The following is an 18,312-nucleotide window of genomic DNA, read 5'->3' as shown; positions in this document are numbered from 1 at the left end:
AACCACCGGGGCCTCCCGTGGTGAAGCTCAACCTCCGCTCCGGCCTGCGCTGGAAGGTCAGCCTCGCGATCGCCGGCGTCAGCGCGCTGGTGGCCGTGGCGCTGAGCCTGGTCGTGCACAACGCGGCGCGGCTCTCCATGCTCGACAACGCCCGCGACGTGATGGACTCGCGGGTGCAGATCGCCCAGGGCTACTACGAGAGCACCCACCGGCTGATGCTCCACGCGAAGCTGGACGACCCGGCGCTGCCCAAGCAGCTCAAGGACGCCGCCGCCGTGGGCCTGCGCGCCACCTATCTCCAGGACTCCGACGGCAAGGGCGCCCCCGAGGTCTGGGCCTCGACCCCGCTGCGGAACGGCAAGATCCTCTCGATCCACACCCGCTTCCAGGACCGCTTCTCCATCCTCGACGCCCTCGACCGGGCGCTGATCATCGGCTCGGTCGCGGTGGTGCTCGGCGGCTGCGCCCTGGGCATCCTCATCGGCGGCCAGCTCTCCCGGCGGCTGCGCAAGGCCGCCACCGCCGCCCGCAAGCTCGCCGACGGCGACGCCGAGGTGCGCGTCCGCGAAGCCATCGGGGGGCGGGTGCGGGACGAGACCGACGATCTGGCGCGCGCCGTCGACGGCATGGCCGAGGCGCTCCAGCAGCGGCTGGAGGCGGAGCGGCGGGTCACCGCTGACATCGCCCACGAGCTGCGCACCCCCGTCACCGGCCTGCTGACCGCCGCCGAGCTGCTGCCTCCCGGCCGCCCCACCGAACTCGTCCGCGACCGGGCCCAGGCCATGCGCACCCTGGTCGAGGACGTCCTCGAGGTCGCCCGGCTGGACGGCTTCGCGGAGCGGGCCGAGATGCAGGACATCCGGCTCGGCGAATTCGTCCTCCGCAGGGTCCGGCTCGCCGAGCCCCAGGCGCAGGTCAAGGTCGTGCGCGACGCCTATGTCTCCACCGACCCGCGCCGGCTGGAGCGCATCCTCGGCAATCTGCTGGCCAATGCCGCCAAGCACGGCAAGGGGCCGTTCGAGGTGACCGTGGAGGGGCGCGTGCTGCGCGTGCGCGACCACGGCCCCGGCTTCCCGGAGGAGCTGCTGAAGGAGGGCCCGAGCCGCTTCCGCACCGGCAGCTCGGACCGCGCGGGCAAGGGGCACGGCCTGGGTCTGACCATCGCGGCGGGCCAGGCTCGGGTGCTCGGAGCGCGGCTCACCTTCCGCAACGCGGATCCTGAGGTGGGAGAGGGCCACGGGGCGATCGCCGTGCTCTGGCTGCCCGAGTCCGCTCCGACGAACACGGGCAGCTTCCCGATCATCCAGGTGCCGGACTGAGGGGCGGGCGGCGCTTCCGGGTCGGCGGCGTGGTGGCAGGCGACGGCCGGGCGTTGCGGCGAGTGTCCATCCGCTGGGCCGCGGGCCGCGGTCACTACATCGGCTCCACGCACTCACCCCAGTCCTTGTCCAGGTCCAGCTGATCGCGGCGCTGCGTGAGCGAGAACCAGTTGCCCGAGTCGTCCCGGAAGATCGCCTCCGTGCCGTACGGCCGCTCCTGCGGCTCCTGGAGGAACTCCACGCCCTTGGCCTTGAGCGTCTCGTAATCGCGGTGTATGTCGTCGGTGCTCAGCACCCCGGCGCCGAGCGCCCCCTTCGCGACCAGCTTCTTCATGGCCTCGGCGGACTCGGGGTCCAGGCCGGGCGAGCCGGGCACCATCAGGGTGAGCTCGACGTCCGGCTGGGACTTCGCGCCGACCGTCAGCCAGCGCATACCCTGCTCGCCGCCCATCGTCATGTCAGTGCGGACCTCGAGGCCGAGCTTCTCGGTGTAGAACTCCTTCGCCCGGTCCTGGTCGAGGACCCAGACGGTGGTGATGGCGATGCCCTTGATCATGGCGTGCTCCCGGGGTTTCGGCTGCTTCATGACCACCGTAGGCCCGCCCGGGTTCAGCTGGCTTCTCCAGAATTGCGGTCCTCGCGGGCCGCGTCGAGCGTGGGGAAACCGCCGCTCCAGAGCAGGGCGTAGCACCCCGGTATGTGCCCGGCGCCCTGGCTCGCGTGGCGGGCGCGGTAGGCGCTGGGCGTCAGTCCCGTCTGCTTCTTGAAGCTCGCGCAGAAGGTGCCGAGGCTGCTGAACCCGACCAGGGTGCAGATCTCGGTGACCGACAGATTCGCCGTGCGCAGCAGCTCCTGCGCGCGCTCTATGCGCCGCCGGCTCAGATACTGGCCGGGCGTGCGTCCGTACACCGCCTTGAAGGCGCGGACGAAGTGGAATCTCGAATATCCGGCGTGGGCGGCCACCACGTCCAGGTCGAGCGGCTCGGCCCAGTCGCGGTCCATGACGTCCTTGGCGAGGCGGAGCCGGCGCGTCTGCGCCAGTCGGTGCGCCTGGTCAGGAGCCGCCTTCAGTTGCGTCGGCTGCATACGACGATGCTGGCACGGGGGTCTGACAATGACCCCCGTGCCAGCATCTGACCTGCGGTTTCGTCAGAGGTTCTCGCCGTGGGCGCTCAGGAAGGCGCGGGGCTCGACGGCGGTGCCGTAGTCCGGGGTGGTGCGGATCTCGAAGTGCAGGTGGGGGCCGGAGGAGTTGCCGGTGGAGCCGGAGAGGCCGATCTCCTGGCCGGTCGTGACGGCCTGCCCGACGTGCACCTTGACCTGCGACAGGTGGGCGTACTGCGAGTAGGTGTTGTCGTCGTGCTTGATCACGATGGCGTTGCCGTACGCCGGGCCGTCGCCGCCGCCGTTGGGGCCCGCCTTCACGACGGTGCCGCCGTGCACGGCCTTCACGGACGTGCCGCTGTTCACGACGAGGTCCTGGCCACTGTGCTTGCTGGCCCACATGTTGCCCGCGATGCCGAAGGGCTGGCCGATCTGGTAGCCGTCCACGGGCGCGACCCAGGCGTCGGCGCGCTTGCGCGATGCCTCGGCGGCCTTGCGGGCGTCCTCGGCGCGCTTCTCGGCGTCCTGCTTGGCCTTGGCCTGGGCGGCCTGGTCCTTGGCGGCCGCCTTCAGCTGGGTCTCGGCCTGGGCGTGCAGGGCGCCGCCCAGCGCCACCACGGACGCGAACGCCGGGACGTGTTCCTGGGTGGTGGAGGTGTCCGCCGCGAGCGCCACACCGGTTCCGAGGGCGAGCGAGGCGCCGAGCCCGGCTGCCACGACGGCGGCGCGGGAGCGCAGGGCGGAAGTGCTCGCATTACGGAAAGTGGTGTGCTTCGACATGAAGAAATACCTCCAGGCATGAATGGGTCCCGGCTGCGGACCGGGATCGCCATACCTTGGTAACCCGCAATTGCCGGTCCGCCAAGGGCGCCCACTACTAGTGGATTTCGTATCCGGGGCAAAGGCATTTGGTCCCTACCCCTGGGCCTCCCCGGGGAAAATCACGCTTTTGTGGTGCCTGGCCGGCCGCTAACGCGGGTAGTAGCCGGAATTCGCCCTGTGCGGCTTGTCACCGCGCCGGGACCTACGACCTCCGCCGTTCCGGGACCAAGGCCCGCGCCCCGGCGGTACGCTCCCGTACGCCAGCAGACGACGAGCGGCAGACGCCGGGGGGCGCCACCATGCGCAGCGATTCGCACTACTCCGAGATCGACGACATCGAGCTGGCGGACGCCGTCCAGGCCGTCCGCGACGGCCTCACCACGGCCGCGGCGCGCGGCACGGGGCAGGACATCGTCTTCGACGTCGGCCCGATCGCCATGGAATTCAGCGTGGAGATCCGCAGGGACCTCAAGGGTTCGGGCGGTGTGAAGGCATGGGTCGTCAGCGTGGACGCGGAGGCGTCCCGCGGCTCGACGCGCACGCACCGGGTCTCGTTCACCCTCACGCCGAAGGATGCCCGTACGGGCGGGAATCTGCGGGTGGGCAATGAGCGCCCCGGAGGCATGTCCCGATTCGGCTCCACGGAACCGTGATCGTCAATTCCCGGGCGCGGATTTCACCGGGAGAAGGCCCGGATTTCGCCGGAGGAAACGGGAAAAGGGTCGGCCCCGGAACCGTACGGTTCCGGGGCCGGCCCTTTTCCGGCTGTTACCAGGGCGCCTCAGGCGTCCTTGGAGAGGTTCGGGCCCGCGCCACCGGCGGCGGACTCGATCGGCGGGGTGTCGGGCAGCGCCGACTTCTCCTCGCCGCGGAAGGTGAACTTCTTCTCCTCACCCTCGCCCTCGGTGCCGACGACCACGATGTGGCCGGGGCGGAGCTCGCCGAAGAGGATCTTCTCCGAGAGGATGTCCTCGATCTCGCGCTGGATCGTGCGGCGCAGCGGGCGGGCACCCAGGATCGGGTCGTAGCCCTTCTTCGCCAGCAGCGACTTGGCCTCCGAGCTGAGCTCGATGCCCATGTCGCGGTCCTTGAGCCGCTCGTCCACCTTGGCGATCATGAGGTCGACGATCTGGATGATGTCTTCCTCGGTGAGCTGGTGGAAGACGACCGTGTCGTCGACGCGGTTGAGGAACTCGGGCCGGAAGTGCTGCTTGAGCTCTTCGTTGACCTTCGCCTTCATCCGCTCGTACCCGGTCTTGACGTCGCCCTGGGCGGCGAAGCCCAGGTTGAAGCCCTTGGAGATGTCCCGGGTACCAAGGTTGGTCGTCATGATGATGACGGTGTTCTTGAAATCGACCACGCGGCCCTGGGAATCGGTCAGGCGACCGTCCTCCAGGATCTGGAGCAGCGAGTTGAAGATATCCGGGTGGGCCTTCTCGACCTCGTCGAAGAGGACCACGGAGAACGGCTTGCGGCGCACCTTCTCGGTGAGCTGGCCGCCCTCTTCGTAACCCACGTATCCGGGCGGGGAACCGAAGAGCCGGGAAACGGTGTGCTTCTCGCTGAACTCCGACATGTCGAGGGAGATCAGCGCGTCCTCGTCGCCGAAGAGGAATTCGGCGAGCGTCTTGGACAGCTCCGTCTTACCGACACCGGACGGGCCCGCGAAGATGAACGAGCCGCCGGGGCGCTTCGGGTCCTTGAGGCCCGCACGCGTGCGCCGGATGGCCTGGGAGAGCGCCTTGATGGCGTCCTTCTGGCCGATGACGCGCTTGTGCAGCTCGTCCTCCATGCGCAGCAGGCGGGAGGACTCCTCCTCCGTCAGCTTGAAGACCGGGATGCCGGTGGCCGTGGCCAGGACCTCGGCGATCAGATCGCCGTCGACCTCGGCGACGACGTCCATGTCGCCGGCCTTCCACTCCTTCTCCCGCTTGGTCTTCGCGGCGAGGAGCTGCTTCTCCTTGTCGCGCAGGGAGGCGGCCTTCTCGAAGTCCTGCGAGTCGATCGCGGACTCCTTGTCCCGGCGCACGTCGGCGATCTTCTCGTCGAACTCGCGGAGGTCCGGCGGCGCGGTCATCCGGCGGATGCGCATCCGGGATCCAGCCTCGTCGATCAGGTCGATCGCCTTGTCCGGCAGGAAGCGGTCGGAGATGTAGCGGTCGGCCAGGGTGGCGGCCTGGACCAGCGCCTCGTCCGTGATGGAGACCCGGTGGTGGGCCTCGTAGCGGTCGCGCAGGCCCTTGAGGATCTCGATGGTGTGCGGCAGCGACGGCTCCGCGACCTGGATGGGCTGGAAGCGGCGCTCGAGGGCCGCGTCCTTCTCCAGGTGCTTGCGGTACTCGTCGAGCGTGGTGGCACCGATGGTCTGGAGCTCACCGCGGGCCAGCATCGGCTTGAGGATGCTGGCGGCGTCGATCGCGCCCTCGGCGGCACCCGCACCCACGAGGGTGTGGAGCTCGTCGATGAACAGGATGATGTCGCCGCGGGTGCGGATTTCCTTGAGGACCTTCTTCAGGCGCTCCTCGAAGTCACCGCGGTAGCGGGAGCCGGCGACCAGGGCGCCGAGGTCGAGGGTGTAGAGGTGCTTGTCCTTGAGGGTCTCGGGCACCTCGCCCTTGACGATGGCCTGGGCCAGGCCCTCGACGACCGCCGTCTTGCCGACGCCGGGCTCGCCGATGAGGACCGGGTTGTTCTTCGTACGGCGGGAGAGCACCTGCATGACCCGCTCGATCTCCTTCTCGCGCCCGATGACCGGGTCGAGCTTGGATTCGCGCGCTGCCTGCGTCAGGTTGCGGCCGAACTGGTCCAGGACGAGCGAGGTCGAGGGGGTGCCCTCGGCCGGGCCGCCGGCGGTGGCGGCCTCCTTGCCCTGGTAGCCCGAGAGCAGCTGGATGACCTGCTGCCGGACCCGGTTCAGGTCGGCACCCAGCTTGACCAGGACCTGGGCGGCGACTCCCTCGCCCTCCCGGATCAGGCCGAGCAGGATGTGCTCCGTACCGATGTAGTTGTGGCCGAGCTGAAGGGCCTCGCGGAGCGACAGCTCCAGGACCTTCTTGGCACGGGGAGTGAAGGGGATGTGCCCGGACGGGGCCTGCTGCCCCTGCCCGATGATCTCCTCCACCTGCTGGCGGACCGCCTCGAGCGAAATCCCGAGGCTCTCCAGGGCCTTAGCGGCGACACCCTCACCCTCGTGGATCAGGCCCAGGAGGATGTGCTCGGTGCCGATGTAGTTGTGGTTGAGCATCCGGGCTTCTTCCTGAGCCAGGACGACAACCCGCCGCGCGCGGTCGGTGAACCTCTCGAACATCGTTAATCGCTCCTCAGAGCGGTCAGGCAGTTAGGGGTCGGTCCCCTCCCTGTCCTTCCGCATGCTAGTCCCGCGGGACGGGACAGCTCATTCCAACTGCCGACATCCGTCCGGATCACCCCCGCGTCGGCGGGGAAACCTGCTGCCGAACAGCCGACAACTCCTCCAACCCGATGGTGGGAGACGATGTTCCCGCAGGCCAGGCATATACGCTCACCACCACTACGCCCATGGCGAACGCACCCTTGGCCCGACACGCCCGCTCGGCACACCCTCACCGCCCCGGTGACGGGCCCCGACCGCTGCTGTACCGCCTCTTTCCCACTGGGAATGTCTTACCCGTACGCACCGCGGGTCCATGCGGCGCGGCCCCCACCCCTCAGCTACGGGCGAACAACCTCGCGCCTTCGGGAGCCTCCGTGCGCCCCTTGCCCCTTATACGGAGCGTGCCCAACTACCAACCCTGCGTAACCTCTTGGGCGCTTCTCAGTTGCACCACGTATGACCGTTGCCCTCCCGCACCCCTGCGGCCCCGCATCTCCATGGTGCCAGGCGCGCCGCTGGTACGAGCGCGAGCTGCGCTGGCCCACCACCGGTGCGGAGCCCCTGGAGCTGCTGACCGGGGTGCGCTTCGACGTCCTCGAGCTGCCGCTGGACGCGGGCCGCGCGGTGCTCGCCCGGGTGGGCCGGACCGGGCCCGTCGCGCTCGACGAGCGAGCGCGGAGGCTGCGGTTCCTGATCGCCGCCGGCAGCGCGGAAGAGCTGCCGGGGCTGCTCGACTGGCTGGAGTGGGGCGGGGTGGCCCTGGATCTGACCGCGCTGGGGTCGGGCGGCCGGATGGTCGCACCCGTGCCCGCCGGCGAGGGCCGCGGGCACATCGGGGCGCTCGGCACGGGGAAGGCCGTATGGGTACGGCCTCCCGAGCCGGGGAGCGAGGTGGAGCCGACGCTGCCGGTGACCGGCCTCGGGGGCGATGGGGGCGCCCCCGATCTCGTGCGGCTCGTGAGCGCGGCGGCGACGGAGTGCCACCGGGCCCGGTTGCTGCGCGCCGGGGCGGCGCGCACGCGTCGGCCGACGGGAGATCAGCCGTTGGCCTTCTCGTACGCCTCACGGATGTCGGCGGGGACGCGGCCGCGGTCGTTGACGCTGTAGCCGTTCTTCTTGGCCCACGCGCGGATCTTCGCGGTGTCGGGGCTGCCACCGGTGGCGGCTGCACGCGCCTTGCCACGGGCACCCGCGGCGCGGCCGCCGGTGCGACGGGCGGACTTCACGTAGTCCGCGAGCGCCCCGCGCAGCTTGTCCGCGTTGGCGGCGGTGAGGTCGATCTCGTAGGACTTGCCATCGAGCGCGAACGTCACGGTCTCGTCCGCCTCGCCACCGTCGAGGTCATCAACAAGAAGGACCTGAACCTTCTGTGCCACGGGGAATCCTTTCAGTGGAAAATGGGATTACGGAGGAATAGCAAACCGCCTTTCTCTGAAAAACACAAACCCCCCGGGAAGGTTCAGCCCGCCTTCCACGTGGGAACGATGCCTTCCGGAGGTCTGGGATAGGGGCGCGATCCGGACATAGGGACCGCGATCACAGATGCAGAAGCATCCGGCTGTTGCCAAGGGTGTTCGGCTTCACCCGTTCGAGACCCAGGAACTCGGCAACGCCCTCGTCATAGGACCGCAGCAGCTCGCTGTAGACATCCCCGTCGACCGGTGTCTCACCGATCTCCACGAAGCCGTGCTTCGCGAAGAAGTCCACTTCGAAGGTGAGACAGAAAATGCGCCGGACGCCGAGCCAGCGGGCCGTCTGGAGGAGCTTGCCCAGTACCGCGTGGCCCACTCCACCGCCCTTGACGGCCGGGTCCACGGCGAGAGTGCGCACCTCCGCGAGGTCTTCCCACATCACGTGGAGCGCGCCGCAGCCGACGACCTCGCCGTCCTCGTCCCGCTCCGCCACCCAGAACTCCTGGATGTCCTCGTAAAGCGTGACCGTGGCTTTGTCGAGCAGGATCCGCTCACGAACGTACGTGTTGATGAGGCGGCGCACCGCCGGGACATCGCTGGTCCGGGCGCGGCGGACGGTGACGACTTTTGATTGTGCGGGCATGACCGGACGCTATCGCTCGGGAGCCCCCGTGCCCTCGGCGGGCCCGTCGAGTTGGACGATGCGGATGGCGTCGCGCAGGGCTTCGCGTTGTTCGGCCGACATCATCCCGAAGAAGGCGACGAGTGCGGCCGCCGGGTTGTCACTGACGGACCACGCTTCGTTCATCAGTGCGGCCGAGTAGGCGGCCCGGTTGGAGACCGCCTCATATCGATAGGCGCGGCCTTCCGCTTCACGCCGGACCCAGCCCTTCTGATACAGGTTGTCCATTACGGTCATGACCGTTGTGTAGGCGATCGACCGTTCCTGCTGAAGGTCTTCCAGCACTTCTCGAACAGTGACCGGTCGGTTCCAGTCCCACACGCGCGTCATCACGGCGTCTTCCAGATCACCCAGGCGTCGAACCACACGCGAATAATAGTGGGAGATGTCTAGAATGCCGGTTTATCAGGGCAGGAAAAAGGGCGTACGACCGAGAAATGCAGTCTCGGACCGTACGCCCTCGGGGACGCGCTGCGCCCAAACGGCGGACCGGCTTCGGCGGGAAGTCGGGGGGTGCCGTCGGGGTGCCGCTCTATGAGGCCTGCTCGGCGCTCCCGGAGCGGGCCATGGCGGCATCGACGATGGCGTCTTCCTTCGCCTTGTTCTCGCCACCCTGACTCTTGACGATCGTCACGATCAGCGCGATGAATGCGACCGCCATCACCACGGGCGGGACCAGCGCGGCGACATAGTCCATGGCCGTCGGCTCCTTCTGGTTCTGGATTCTGCGATTGGCTGAGCGACCCGTCCAGATTACGCGCGTATCAGGCGGGCCGGGCCCGGGGGTCGGAAACCTCCGACCCCGGCGGCGGGGCGGGCTTGCGGCGCGGCGGAAAGACCTCGCCGGGAGTGGGAATGGGGCGGTCGGGCCGCGGGGCCTTCGGCGCGGGCGCCGCGGGGACGGGCTTCTGCTCCGGTTTCGGCGCGGGCTTCGGGTCGGGCCGGGCCTCCGGCGCGCCGGGGGCCGCCGCGATCGCCGTCGTGCCCGCCGCCCGGCCGCCCGCGAGGGCGAGCAGCCGCGCGCGGTGCGGTTCCGGCCGGGACATGGGCACCGCGCCGGTGGCCACGCGGCCGGCCAGCCTCGCCCGTACCCCGAGCTCGGCGAGGTGCTCGCAGCGGTGCAGCAGCGCGCGGCGGCGGTCGGCCTCGGCGCCCCCGGACGGCCCGGCGCAGAGCTTGCGCAGCGCCGAGAGGTCCTCGGCGTCGGGCTGGTAGCCCGCCGAGAGGGCGTTCTGGAGCCGTTCGGTGTATCCGGCGGCGGTCCCGGGCAGCGCGGCGCGGTAGCGGATGAGGTCGGCGAGGAGGAAGGCGCGCAGCCGGCCGCCTTCGTGGGCCGCCTCGTCCACGGCTTCCGCGAGCCGGAGGCACTCCCGCACCTCGTCGTCGCGCTCGGGGCCGGGGCTCCTGTGCACGGACTGGGGGTCGAGGGCGATGGCGAGGGCTCGGCGCAGCACGCGCAGTTCGTCCGCGCTGAACGCCATGCCGCCGCGTGTTCCATAGGGCGTGGGCATGGGCTGACTTTAAGTGCTAAGCGGACAAAATTGTATGATCTGTGAGCTTTGGGCGTGGCATGGGGCTTTTGCACCATTCTGCTTCGTCAGGTGCGACCGCTCACGCGTGCCACCGGCCTTCAGGCTCCCGACGGGCCGGGGCGGGAGCGTTCTTGAGGGCGTTTCAGCGCTGGCGGCGGCGGGAGACGCCCACCGCTATCGCTCCCGCCGAGAGCGCCGTGCCCGACGTGGTGGCGATGAGCAGGGTGCCGTTGGTGCCGGGGTCCTCGGGGCGGTCCGGGGACGGGGCCGGGTCCAGGATCTCGACGTGGATCGGGGCCGAGTCGTTGGCCGGGTCCGGGTCGGACGCCGGCTCCCCGTCGTGGCCGAGGACCTGGACCCGGCCCTCCGCTCCGGTGACCTTCCTGTCGATGCGCACCTGGAAGCTCAGCGTCCTCAGGTCTCCCGCGGGGAAGTCCTCGCCGATCGCGCAGACGTACGCGGCGGGGCCGGTGGGCGCCGCCTTCGCCACACACGGCTGCCGGCCGCCGCCCTGCGGCGGGCGCGCGGCGGTGATGGTGGTGCCGGCGGGCGGGATCACCTCGTACGTCCCGGCGCCGTGGCCGCCTCGGGCCGGGGCGGGGCCGGGGCCGCCGTTCCTGACGCCCAGTTCGACCTCGACGGTCTGGCCGACGCGGCCCACGACGGGATGGGCGACCGCTTGGTAGTCGGCGCGCGGCCGCTCGTCGGCGCACGCCGGAACGGCGGCCGGGCCCAGCCCCGCCGCCGCGACCGCGGCGGCGGCCGCGAGCCGTCGCATTGTCCGCTTCCTGCGCATACGCTCCACGCCCATCTTGTGCACGATGATGTCCCGCAGCTGACAGGACAGTTGGAGCGGTCCCCCGGTTGCGCCCGCGGGAGCATTCCCTACGAACGCGCCGCGGCCCCGACCGTACCGGCCCGGGGACTATGCGCGGGCGACATTGCGTTCGTAGACCAGGCGCAGGCCGATGAGCGTGAGCCAGGGCTCGTGCTCGTCGATGACCGACGCCTCGCCGAGCACCAGCGGCGAGAGGCCGCCGGTGGCGATGACGGTGACGTCCTCGGGGTCGTCGGCGAGCTCCCGGGCCATCCGGGCGACGACGCCGTCGACCTGGCCCGCGAAGCCGTAGAGGATGCCGGACTGCATGGCCTCGACGGTGTTCTTGCCGATGACGCTGCGCGGGCGGGCCAGCTCGATCTTGCGGAGCTGGGCGCCCTTGACGCCCAGCGCCTCCACGGAGATCTCGATCCCGGGGGCGATCACCCCGCCCGCGTACTCCCCGCGGGCGCTGACCGCGTCGAAGGTGGTGGCGGTGCCGAAGTCGACGACGACGCACGGGCCGCCGTACAGCTCGACGGCCGCCACGGCGTTGACGATGCGGTCGGCGCCGACCTCCTTGGGGTTGTCCATCAGGATCGGCACGCCGGTCTTGACGCCCGGCTCGACCAGGACCGCGGGCACGTCGCCGTAATAGCGGCGGGTGACCTCGCGGAGCTCGTGCAGGACGGCGGGGACCGTGGAACAGATCGCGATGCCGTCGATGCCGTCACCCAGCTCCTCGCCCAGCAGCGGGTGCATGCCCATCAGGCCCTGGAGCAGGACGGCCAGTTCGTCGGCGGTGCGGCGGGCGTCGGTCGAGACCCGCCAGTGCTCGACGATGTCCTCGCCGTCGAACAGGCCGAGGACGGTGTGGGTGTTGCCGACATCGATGGTGAGCAGCATCAGGCGGTCTCCTCCTGGAGGTCCAGGCCGATGTCGAGGATCGGGGAGGAGTGGGTGAGCGCGCCGACCGCGAGATAGTCGACCCCGGTCTCGGCGTAGGCGCGGGCGTTGACGAGGGTGAGGCGGCCGGAGGACTCCAGCATGGCGCGGCCCGCGACGAGTTCGACCGCCTCGCGGGTCTGCTCGACGGTGAAGTTGTCGAGCAAGATCAGGTCGGCGCCCTCGGCGAGGACCGGCGGGATCTGGTCGAGCCGGTCGACCTCGACCTCGATCGGCACCTCGGGGAAGCGGTCGCGGACGGCCCGGAAGGCGGCGGCGACGCCACCGGCGGCGACCACGTGGTTGTCCTTGATGAGCGCGGCGTCGGACAGCGACATGCGGTGGTTGACGCCGTCGCCGCAGCGCACCGCGTACTTCTCCAGGGCGCGCAGGCCGACCGTGGTCTTGCGGGTGTCGCGGACGGCGGCCTTGGTGCCCTTGAGGATGTCGGCCCACTCGCGGGTGACGGTGGCGATGCCGGACAGCCGGCACAGGAGGTTGAGCGCGCTGCGCTCGGCGGTGAGCAGGTCGCGGGTGCGGGTGCGCACGGTCAGCAGCTTCTGCCCGGCCGACACCCGGTCGCCGTCCTCGACGTGCCGCTCGACCTCGAACTCGTCGGTGCAGACGACCGAGAGGATGGCCTCGGCGATGCGCAGGCCGGCGACGGTGCCGTCCTCGCGGGCGGTGAAGTCGCCGGTGGCGACGGCGTCCTCGGGGATGGTCGCCACCGTGGTGATGTCCTCGCCGCCGTCGAGGTCCTCCTCGATGGCGAGGTGGGCGATGTCCTCGACCTGGAGCGGGTCGAGGCCGGCGCCCGCGAGCAGCTCGGCGAGCGCGGGGTCGAGGCCGCACTCCATGGCGTCCGCCTCGAAGGTCTCGCCGCAGCCACAGCCGTCGCCGCAGTCTCCGGCCACGGCTTCCTCCTCGGACAGCCCGATCTGGTGCAGGGGAAGGTCGTCGGTGGTGCTCACGGTGTCTCCTTGGGAACGGCGGGAGTGACGGGCGGGACGGACGCGGCGGACACGGCGGGGAAGGCCGCGGAGTCCGTGCGGGAGACCGCAAGCGTACGGTCGGGGCGCATGGTGACCAGGAGGTGGCGGCGCCAGGTGGTGTCGGCGCGGTCGGGGAAGTCCTCGCGCCAGTGGCAGCCGCGGGTCTCCTCGCGGCGCAGGGCGGCGGCGACCAGGACGCGGGAGACGAGCAGGAGGTTGGTGGCCTCCCAGCTCTCGGTGCCCGGCTCGGCGGTCTTCCCGTCCGTCTCCAGCGCGGTGACCGCCTCGGCGAGCAGCCGGTCCAGGCCGGCGGCCGCCCCCTCCAGGCTCTCGGCGGAACGCAGGACTCCGGCGCCCGCGGTCATGATGCGCTGGATCGCGAAGCGGGCCTCGGGGGCGAGGAGGGGCGTGGCCGGCCGGTCGTCGGCGGTGGGCTCGCCGGGGGCGGCGGTGGCATCCGAGGTGATGTCCGCGGCGATGCGCTCGGCGAAGACCAGGCCCTCCAGAAGGGAGTTGGACGCGAGGCGGTTGGCGCCGTGGACGCCGGTGCAGGCGACCTCGCCGCAGGCGTAGAGCCCGGGCACCGTCGTACGGCCGCGCAGGTCGGTGCGGACGCCGCCGGAGGCGTAGTGCGCGGCGGGCGCGACCGGGATGGGCTCGGTCACGGGGTCGATGCCGTGGGCGCGGCAGGCGGCGAGGATGGTGGGGAAGCGGTGTGCCCACATCTCGGCGCCGAAGTGCCGGGCGTCGAGGTACATGTGCTCGGCGCCGAGCTCCTGCATGCGGCGCGTGATGCCCTTGGCGACGATGTCGCGCGGGGCCAGCTCGGCCAGCTCGTGGGCGCCGACCATGAAGCGGTGGCCGTCGGCGTCGACGAGGTGGGCGCCCTCGCCGCGGACCGCCTCGGACACCAGGGGCTGCTGTCCCTCCGCGTCGGGGCCGAGCCACAGGACGGTCGGGTGGAACTGGACGAACTCCAGGTCGGAGACCTCCGCCCCGGCGCGCAGGGCGAGGGCGACGCCGTCGCCGGTGGAGACGGCGGGGTTGGTGGTCGCGGAGAAGACCTGGCCCATGCCGCCGGTGGCCAGCACGACCGCCTTGGCGCGTACGGCGCCGACGCCGTCGTGGCAGCCCTCGCCCATGACGTGCAGGGTGACCCCGGCGGCGCGGCCGTCGGCGTCCTTGAGGAGGTCGAGGACGAGGGCGTTCTCCACGGTCCTGATGCCGGCGGCGCGGACGGCCTCGACCAGGGCGCGGGAGATCTCGGCGCCGGTGGCGTCGCCGCCGGCGTGCGCGATGCGGCTGCGGTGGTGGCCGCCCTCGCGGGTCAGCAGGATCTCGCCGGTGGTGCCGTCGGTGTCGAAGAGGGCGCCGGTGGCGATGAGGCGGCGCACCGCGTCGGGGCCCTCGGTGACCAGCGTGCGGACGGCCTCCTCGGAGCACAGTCCGGCGCCGGCGACGAGGGTGTCGTCGAGGTGCTGCTCGGGGGTGTCGCCGTCACCGAGCGCGGCGGCGATGCCGCCCTGCGCCCAGCGGGTGGAGCCGTCGTCGAGGCGTGCCTTGGTGACGACGGTGACGTCGGCACCGGCGGCGGCGCAGCGCAGCGCGACGGTGAGCCCGGCGACGCCGGATCCGACGACGACCACATCGGCGTCGACGGACCAGCCGGGCCGGGGTGCGTGCAGCCGTATGCCGGTCATCGCTGTGCTCCGGTTCCCGTGAAGGTCAGGGTGATGTTGTCGATGAGGCGGGTGGTGCCCACCTTGGCGGCGACGGCCAGGACGGCTTCGCCGCTGTGGCCGTCGGGGACCTCGGTGAAGTCCGCGGGGTCGACGAGCGCCAGATAGTCGAGGACGACCGGTGGCTCCATCCGTGCCGCGTCGTCGAGGACGGCGCGGGCGGCGCGGCGGACGGCCGCGGGGCCCTCGGCGACGGCTGCCTCCGCGGTGAGCAGGGCGCGCGATATCTCCAGGGCGGAGGCGCGGTCGGCCGCGGAGAGATAGCGGTTGCGGCTGGAGAGAGCGAGGTTGTCGCCCTCGCGGACGGTGGGGACGCCCACGATCTCTACGGGGAAATTGAGGTCGCGGACCATGCGGCGGATGAGCGCGAGCTGCTGCGCGTCCTTCTGCCCGTAGAGCGCGACGTCGGGGCGGGTGAGGTGGAGCAGCTTGCCCACGACGGTGAGCATGCCGTCGAAGTGGCCGGGGCGGGAGGCGCCTTCGAGGCGCTCACCCATGGGCCCGGCGGTGATCCGCACCTGGGGCTCGCCGCCGGGGTAGACCTCGTCGACGGCCGGGGCGAAGACGGCGTCGGCGCCGGCCTTCTCGGCGACGACGATGTCGGCGTCGAGGGTGCGCGGATAACGGTCGAGATCTTCACCCGCTCCGAACTGGAGAGGGTTGACGAAGACGGTGACGACGACCTGGCCGTCCGGGCCCACGAGCTCGCGGGCGGTGCGGACCAGGGTGGCGTGGCCCTCGTGGAGCGCGCCCATCGTCATCACGACGGCTCGGCGGCCCGTGCGGGGCAGAGCGTGCAGCTCCGCTGCCGTACGGGTGAGCTGGATGGTCATTCGTTGCCTCCGTCCGCGAGGACGCCGAGCAGGTCCTCCGCCAGTTCCGGCTTGAGCAGGCCGTGCGCGAGAGCGCGGTCGGCGGTGGTGCGGGCCATGGCCAGATATCCGGCGACGGCCTGGGGCGCGTGGGTGCGCAGCTCCGCGATGTGGGCGGCGACGGTGCCCGCGTCACCGCGGGCCACCGGGCCGGTGAGGGCGGCGTCGCCGCTGCGCAGGACATTGTCGAGCGCGGCGCCGAGCAGGGGGCCGAGCATGCGGTCGGGGGCGGCGACGCCCGCGGTGCGCAGCAGCTCCATGGCCTGGGCGACCAGGGTGACCAGGTGGTTCGAGCCCATGGCGAGGGCCGCGTGGTAGAGCGGACGGGCGCTCTCCGCTATCCACTCGGGCTCGCCGCCCATCTCGATGACCAGGGCCTCCGCGGCGAGCCGCAGCTCGTCGGGCGCGGTGACGCCGAAGGAGCAGCCCGCGAGGCGCTCGACGTCGACCTGGGTGCCGGTGAAGGTCATGGCGGGGTGCAGGGCGAGCGGCAGGGCTCCGGCCCGGCGCGCCGGGTCGAGGACGGCCGTGCCGTGGCGGCCCGAGGTGTGCACGACGAGCTGGCCGGGGCGGATGGCGCCGGTCTCGGCGAGCCCGGCGACCAGCCCGGGGAGGGCGTCGTCGGGCACGGTGAGCAGCACCAGCTCCGCCCGTGCGAGCACCTCGGTGGGCGGGACGAGGGGCACCCCGGGGAGCAGCTCGGCGGCTCGGCGCACGGAGGCGTCCGAGACTCCGGAGGCGGCGACCGGGCGGTGCCCGGCGAGCCGCAGCGCGGCGGCCAGCGACGGGCCGACACGGCCCGCGCCGACGACGCCGACGGTGAGCCGGGCGGGCCGGTCCTGTGGGCTCGGGTGCTGCGGGATGGATTGTGCGTTCACGCGGCGATGGCCTTCCGTTCCAGTCCTGGGGTCCCCCATGCCGCAGGCCAGGGGCGGGTACCGGACGATTCCTTCGTCATGCTACGCGAGTGTGGGCGGCCCCTTCCGAACGTCCTCAGCCCTGTGGACAACCGGCCTGTGGATAACTCGGGCCGTGCTCCGGAAGTGGGTCATCATCGGGTCATGGCCCGGGACATCGCCCGGGTCGCGGCTCGGGTCACGGCCCGGGGCATGGCCGACGGCGGGACCGAGGAGGGGGCCGAGTTGACGGGACGGAAGCCGGTGACGGGGCCGGAGGAGAGACGGGCCCGCGGCGAGGGTGTGGACCGTGCGCGCAGGGTCGCGGCCGTGCGGGGATCCGAGCGGGTCCTCTCGTCGGGCCTGCCGGTGCTGACGGTCGGCGAGCGGCTGGCGGCGCTGGCCGCGGAGGCTCCCGCGGGGTGCGGCCTGGACGGGCCGGTGGATGTGTACGGCGACGGGATCGTCGGCGAGCTGGAGCGCAGGGTCGCGGAGCTGCTGGGCACGGAAGCGGCGGCGTTCTTCCCGACGGGCACGATGGCGCAGCAGGTGGCCCTGCGCTGCTGGGCCGGACGCACCGGCAGCCCGGTGGTGGCGCTGCACCCGATGTCCCACCTGGAAAAGTCGGAGCGCGGGGCGTACGCGCAGGTCAGCGGCCTGCGCGCGGTGCGTCTGGCGAGCGGCCCCCGGCCGCCGACGGCCGCGGACGTCCATGATCTCGACGAACCGTTCGGGACGCTGGTCCTCGAACTGCCCCTGCGGGAGGCGGGCTTCCTCCTGCCCACGTGGGAGGAGCTCACGGCCGTGGTCGAGGCGGCCCGCGAGCGGGACGCGGTGGTCCACTTCGACGGCGCGCGGCTGTGGGAGTGCGCGAGCCACTTCGGTGTGGGACCGGCCGAGGTGGCGGCCCTGGCGGACTCGGTCTACGTGTCCTTCTACAAGTCGCTCGGCGGCATATCGGGGGCGGCGCTGGCCGGGCCCGCCGAGCTGGTGGAGGAGGCGAGGGCGTGGCGGCACCGGTACGGCGGGGAGGTCTTCCAGCAGTGGCCCGCGGCGCTCGCGGCGCTGACCGGGCTGGAGCGTGAGCTGCCCCGGCTTCCGTCGTACGTGGCGCACGCCGCGGTCGTGGCGGCGGCGCTGGAGGAGGGCTTCCGGGCGGCCGGGCTGCCGTGGTTCCGGGTCAATCCCCGGGTGCCGCACACCCACCAGTTCCAGGTGTGGCTGCCGTATCCGGCCGGGGTGCTGGACGAGGCCGGGGTGTCGCTGGCGGAGGAGACGCTCACGAGCGTGTTCGGCGGCTGGTCGCCCTCCGAGGTGCCCGGTCTGTCGTTCACCGAGGTCACCGTCGGCTCGTCAGCACTGAGCTGGACGCCCGAGGCGGTCGTCGAGGCGGTCGGGGCCTTCCTGGCACGGGTTCCGGCGGGCGCCGGAGGCGCAGGGTGAGGCGGGCTCGGCGGTGCGGGCCTCCGCCGCCGGGCGGGCGGTGACGGGGGCAGTGGCACGGGCGGCCGGCTGTACGGAGGCGCGCGGCGCTCCCGGGCGGAGGAAGGAGAGGCGGAGGAAGGAGAGCAGGGCGTTCCAGCGGGCACGGCGGGCGGCGGCGCGCTCGTCGACGACGGCCCGGAAGTCCCTCCAGGTGCGGAATTCACGGAGGGCCTGGAGCTGGCCCTCGCCCGGGGTGGAGGGGGCGGGCTCCTGATGCTGAGCAGTGCGGTAGAGGTCGAGCATGTGCTGCTGAGTGGCGTTCATGACCCCACCCTGCGCCGGTGGTGAAGCGACTGGCGCGTCGATTGACGAGGACCGTCAATCGACGGCCCGACCTGCGAAA

20 protein-coding genes are annotated in these 18,312 nt (G+C 71.7%); 4 read left to right on the top strand and 16 right to left on the bottom strand.

Going from position 1 to position 18,312, the window contains the following annotated elements; genetic code table 11:
• Nucleotides 1-17 precede the first annotated feature (17 nt).
• Nucleotides 18-1,319 carry a two-component system sensor histidine kinase CseC gene (gene cseC / locus ACFY1P_RS26105; RefSeq protein ID WP_361528684.1) on the top strand — a complete coding sequence of 434 codons (1,302 nt, stop codon included), beginning with the start codon at nt 18-20 and terminating at the stop codon, nt 1,317-1,319.
• Nucleotides 1,320-1,413: 94 nt separating this feature from the next.
• On the opposite strand, the gene ACFY1P_RS26100 is transcribed toward cseC, so the two are convergent.
• The 3 genes from ACFY1P_RS26100 to ACFY1P_RS26090 form a co-directional block, all read right to left on the bottom strand.
• Nucleotides 1,414-1,875 carry a VOC family protein gene (locus ACFY1P_RS26100; protein WP_361528682.1) on the bottom strand — a complete coding sequence of 154 codons (462 nt, stop codon included), beginning with the start codon at nt 1,873-1,875 and terminating at the stop codon, nt 1,414-1,416.
• Between the two features lie 53 nt (nt 1,876-1,928).
• On the bottom strand, nt 1,929-2,405 hold the full coding sequence (locus tag ACFY1P_RS26095) for a helix-turn-helix transcriptional regulator (RefSeq protein ID WP_390752010.1): 477 nt from the start codon (nt 2,403-2,405) through the stop codon (nt 1,929-1,931).
• A 63-nt stretch (nt 2,406-2,468) separates the two neighbouring features.
• On the bottom strand, nt 2,469-3,203 hold the full coding sequence (locus ACFY1P_RS26090; RefSeq protein WP_361528680.1) for a M23 family metallopeptidase: 735 nt from the start codon (nt 3,201-3,203) through the stop codon (nt 2,469-2,471).
• A gap of 341 nt (nt 3,204-3,544) precedes the next feature.
• On the opposite strand from ACFY1P_RS26090, the gene ACFY1P_RS26085 reads away from it, so the two are divergent.
• Nucleotides 3,545-3,898, top strand: coding sequence for a trypco2 family protein (locus tag ACFY1P_RS26085; protein ID WP_361528678.1), 354 nt, complete (start codon nt 3,545-3,547; stop codon nt 3,896-3,898).
• 128 nt (nt 3,899-4,026) lie between these two features.
• Here ACFY1P_RS26085 and ACFY1P_RS26080 read toward each other — a convergent pair whose 3' ends face one another.
• Nucleotides 4,027-6,552: an ATP-dependent Clp protease ATP-binding subunit gene (locus ACFY1P_RS26080; protein ID WP_361528676.1), complete on the bottom strand. Its 2,526-nt coding sequence runs from the start codon at nt 6,550-6,552 to the stop codon at nt 4,027-4,029.
• A gap of 501 nt (nt 6,553-7,053) precedes the next feature.
• Between ACFY1P_RS26080 and ACFY1P_RS26075 the strand changes: the two genes are divergently transcribed.
• Nucleotides 7,054-7,704 (top strand): SCO3374 family protein, encoded by a 651-nt coding sequence (locus ACFY1P_RS26075; protein WP_361528674.1) that lies wholly within the window; start codon nt 7,054-7,056, stop codon nt 7,702-7,704.
• Here the strand turns inward: ACFY1P_RS26075 and ACFY1P_RS26070 are convergent.
• The 11 genes from ACFY1P_RS26070 to ACFY1P_RS26020 form a co-directional block, all read right to left on the bottom strand.
• The gene (locus tag ACFY1P_RS26070) at nt 7,635-7,973 is read right to left on the bottom strand and encodes an Lsr2 family protein (RefSeq protein ID WP_361528672.1); all 339 of its coding nucleotides are present in this window, start codon (nt 7,971-7,973) and stop codon (nt 7,635-7,637) included. The two genes, ACFY1P_RS26075 and ACFY1P_RS26070, sit on opposite strands and share 70 nt — an antisense overlap.
• 160 nt (nt 7,974-8,133) lie before the next feature.
• Nucleotides 8,134-8,652, bottom strand: coding sequence for an amino-acid N-acetyltransferase (locus ACFY1P_RS26065; protein ID WP_361528670.1), 519 nt, complete (start codon nt 8,650-8,652; stop codon nt 8,134-8,136).
• Between the two features lie 9 nt (nt 8,653-8,661).
• Nucleotides 8,662-9,057, bottom strand: a complete 396-nt coding sequence (locus ACFY1P_RS26060) for a BlaI/MecI/CopY family transcriptional regulator (protein ID WP_361528668.1) — start codon at nt 9,055-9,057, stop codon at nt 8,662-8,664.
• A 166-nt stretch (nt 9,058-9,223) separates the two neighbouring features.
• Nucleotides 9,224-9,388: a hypothetical protein gene (locus ACFY1P_RS26055; protein WP_361528666.1), complete on the bottom strand. Its 165-nt coding sequence runs from the start codon at nt 9,386-9,388 to the stop codon at nt 9,224-9,226.
• A gap of 67 nt (nt 9,389-9,455) precedes the next feature.
• The gene (locus tag ACFY1P_RS26050) at nt 9,456-10,202 is read right to left on the bottom strand and encodes a hypothetical protein (RefSeq protein WP_390752009.1); all 747 of its coding nucleotides are present in this window, start codon (nt 10,200-10,202) and stop codon (nt 9,456-9,458) included.
• Nucleotides 10,203-10,365: 163 nt separating this feature from the next.
• Entirely contained in the window at nt 10,366-11,001 is a 636-nt protein-coding gene (locus tag ACFY1P_RS26045; protein WP_361531579.1) for a hypothetical protein, read from the bottom strand.
• Between the two features lie 147 nt (nt 11,002-11,148).
• The gene (locus ACFY1P_RS26040) at nt 11,149-11,946 is read right to left on the bottom strand and encodes a type III pantothenate kinase (protein ID WP_361531582.1); all 798 of its coding nucleotides are present in this window, start codon (nt 11,944-11,946) and stop codon (nt 11,149-11,151) included.
• On the bottom strand, nt 11,946-12,956 hold the full coding sequence (gene nadC, locus ACFY1P_RS26035; protein WP_390752008.1) for a carboxylating nicotinate-nucleotide diphosphorylase: 1,011 nt from the start codon (nt 12,954-12,956) through the stop codon (nt 11,946-11,948). The genes ACFY1P_RS26040 and nadC overlap by 1 nt, the downstream gene beginning before the upstream one ends.
• Nucleotides 12,953-14,677, bottom strand: a complete 1,725-nt coding sequence (locus ACFY1P_RS26030; protein WP_361531585.1) for an L-aspartate oxidase — start codon at nt 14,675-14,677, stop codon at nt 12,953-12,955. Before ACFY1P_RS26030 ends, nadC begins: the two co-directional genes overlap by 4 nt.
• Nucleotides 14,674-15,549, bottom strand: coding sequence for a pantoate--beta-alanine ligase (gene panC, locus ACFY1P_RS26025; RefSeq protein ID WP_361531588.1), 876 nt, complete (start codon nt 15,547-15,549; stop codon nt 14,674-14,676). Before panC ends, ACFY1P_RS26030 begins: the two co-directional genes overlap by 4 nt.
• Nucleotides 15,546-16,466 (bottom strand): DUF2520 domain-containing protein, encoded by a 921-nt coding sequence (locus tag ACFY1P_RS26020; RefSeq protein WP_361531591.1) that lies wholly within the window; start codon nt 16,464-16,466, stop codon nt 15,546-15,548. Before ACFY1P_RS26020 ends, panC begins: the two co-directional genes overlap by 4 nt.
• A 231-nt stretch (nt 16,467-16,697) precedes the next feature.
• Here ACFY1P_RS26020 and ACFY1P_RS26015 point away from each other — a divergent pair, with 231 nt between their 5' ends.
• Nucleotides 16,698-17,927 (top strand): threonine aldolase family protein, encoded by a 1,230-nt coding sequence (locus ACFY1P_RS26015; protein WP_390752019.1) that lies wholly within the window; start codon nt 16,698-16,700, stop codon nt 17,925-17,927.
• Here ACFY1P_RS26015 and ACFY1P_RS26010 read toward each other — a convergent pair.
• Nucleotides 17,838-18,233, bottom strand: coding sequence for a hypothetical protein (locus tag ACFY1P_RS26010; protein WP_361531597.1), 396 nt, complete (start codon nt 18,231-18,233; stop codon nt 17,838-17,840). The genes ACFY1P_RS26015 and ACFY1P_RS26010 overlap by 90 nt on opposite strands.
• Between the last annotated feature and the right edge of the window lie 79 nt (nt 18,234-18,312).

The sequence above is a fragment of the Streptomyces sp. NPDC001407 genome (assembly GCF_042895325.1).
In the GTDB taxonomy this organism is placed as follows: Bacteria; Actinomycetota; Actinomycetes; order Streptomycetales; family Streptomycetaceae; genus Streptomyces.
The sequence above is the reverse complement of the archived record's forward strand: the minus strand, read 5'-3'. Positions and strand labels throughout refer to the sequence as shown.

Excerpts from the sequence above, each read along its gene's own strand:
- ACFY1P_RS26085 (WP_361528678.1), top strand. The coding sequence starts at position 3,545 with ATGCGCAGCGATTCGCACTACTCCGAGATCGACGACATCGAGCTGGCG.
- ACFY1P_RS26095 (WP_390752010.1), bottom strand. The coding sequence starts at position 2,405 with ATGCAGCCGACGCAACTGAAGGCGGCTCCTGACCAGGCGCACCGACTG.
- ACFY1P_RS26055 (WP_361528666.1), bottom strand. The coding sequence starts at position 9,388 with ATGGACTATGTCGCCGCGCTGGTCCCGCCCGTGGTGATGGCGGTCGCA.
- ACFY1P_RS26065 (WP_361528670.1), bottom strand. The coding sequence starts at position 8,652 with ATGCCCGCACAATCAAAAGTCGTCACCGTCCGCCGCGCCCGGACCAGC.
- ACFY1P_RS26015 (WP_390752019.1), top strand. The coding sequence starts at position 16,698 with ATGGCCGACGGCGGGACCGAGGAGGGGGCCGAGTTGACGGGACGGAAG.
- ACFY1P_RS26075 (WP_361528674.1), top strand. The coding sequence starts at position 7,054 with ATGACCGTTGCCCTCCCGCACCCCTGCGGCCCCGCATCTCCATGGTGC.
- ACFY1P_RS26010 (WP_361531597.1), bottom strand. The coding sequence starts at position 18,233 with ATGAACGCCACTCAGCAGCACATGCTCGACCTCTACCGCACTGCTCAG.
- ACFY1P_RS26090 (WP_361528680.1), bottom strand. The coding sequence starts at position 3,203 with ATGTCGAAGCACACCACTTTCCGTAATGCGAGCACTTCCGCCCTGCGC.
- ACFY1P_RS26080 (WP_361528676.1), bottom strand. The coding sequence starts at position 6,552 with ATGTTCGAGAGGTTCACCGACCGCGCGCGGCGGGTTGTCGTCCTGGCT.
- ACFY1P_RS26030 (WP_361531585.1), bottom strand. The coding sequence starts at position 14,677 with ATGACCGGCATACGGCTGCACGCACCCCGGCCCGGCTGGTCCGTCGAC.
- ACFY1P_RS26040 (WP_361531582.1), bottom strand. The coding sequence starts at position 11,946 with ATGCTGCTCACCATCGATGTCGGCAACACCCACACCGTCCTCGGCCTG.
- panC (WP_361531588.1), bottom strand. The coding sequence starts at position 15,549 with ATGACCATCCAGCTCACCCGTACGGCAGCGGAGCTGCACGCTCTGCCC.
- ACFY1P_RS26050 (WP_390752009.1), bottom strand. The coding sequence starts at position 10,202 with ATGCCCACGCCCTATGGAACACGCGGCGGCATGGCGTTCAGCGCGGAC.
- ACFY1P_RS26100 (WP_361528682.1), bottom strand. The coding sequence starts at position 1,875 with ATGATCAAGGGCATCGCCATCACCACCGTCTGGGTCCTCGACCAGGAC.
- ACFY1P_RS26045 (WP_361531579.1), bottom strand. The coding sequence starts at position 11,001 with ATGCGACGGCTCGCGGCCGCCGCCGCGGTCGCGGCGGCGGGGCTGGGC.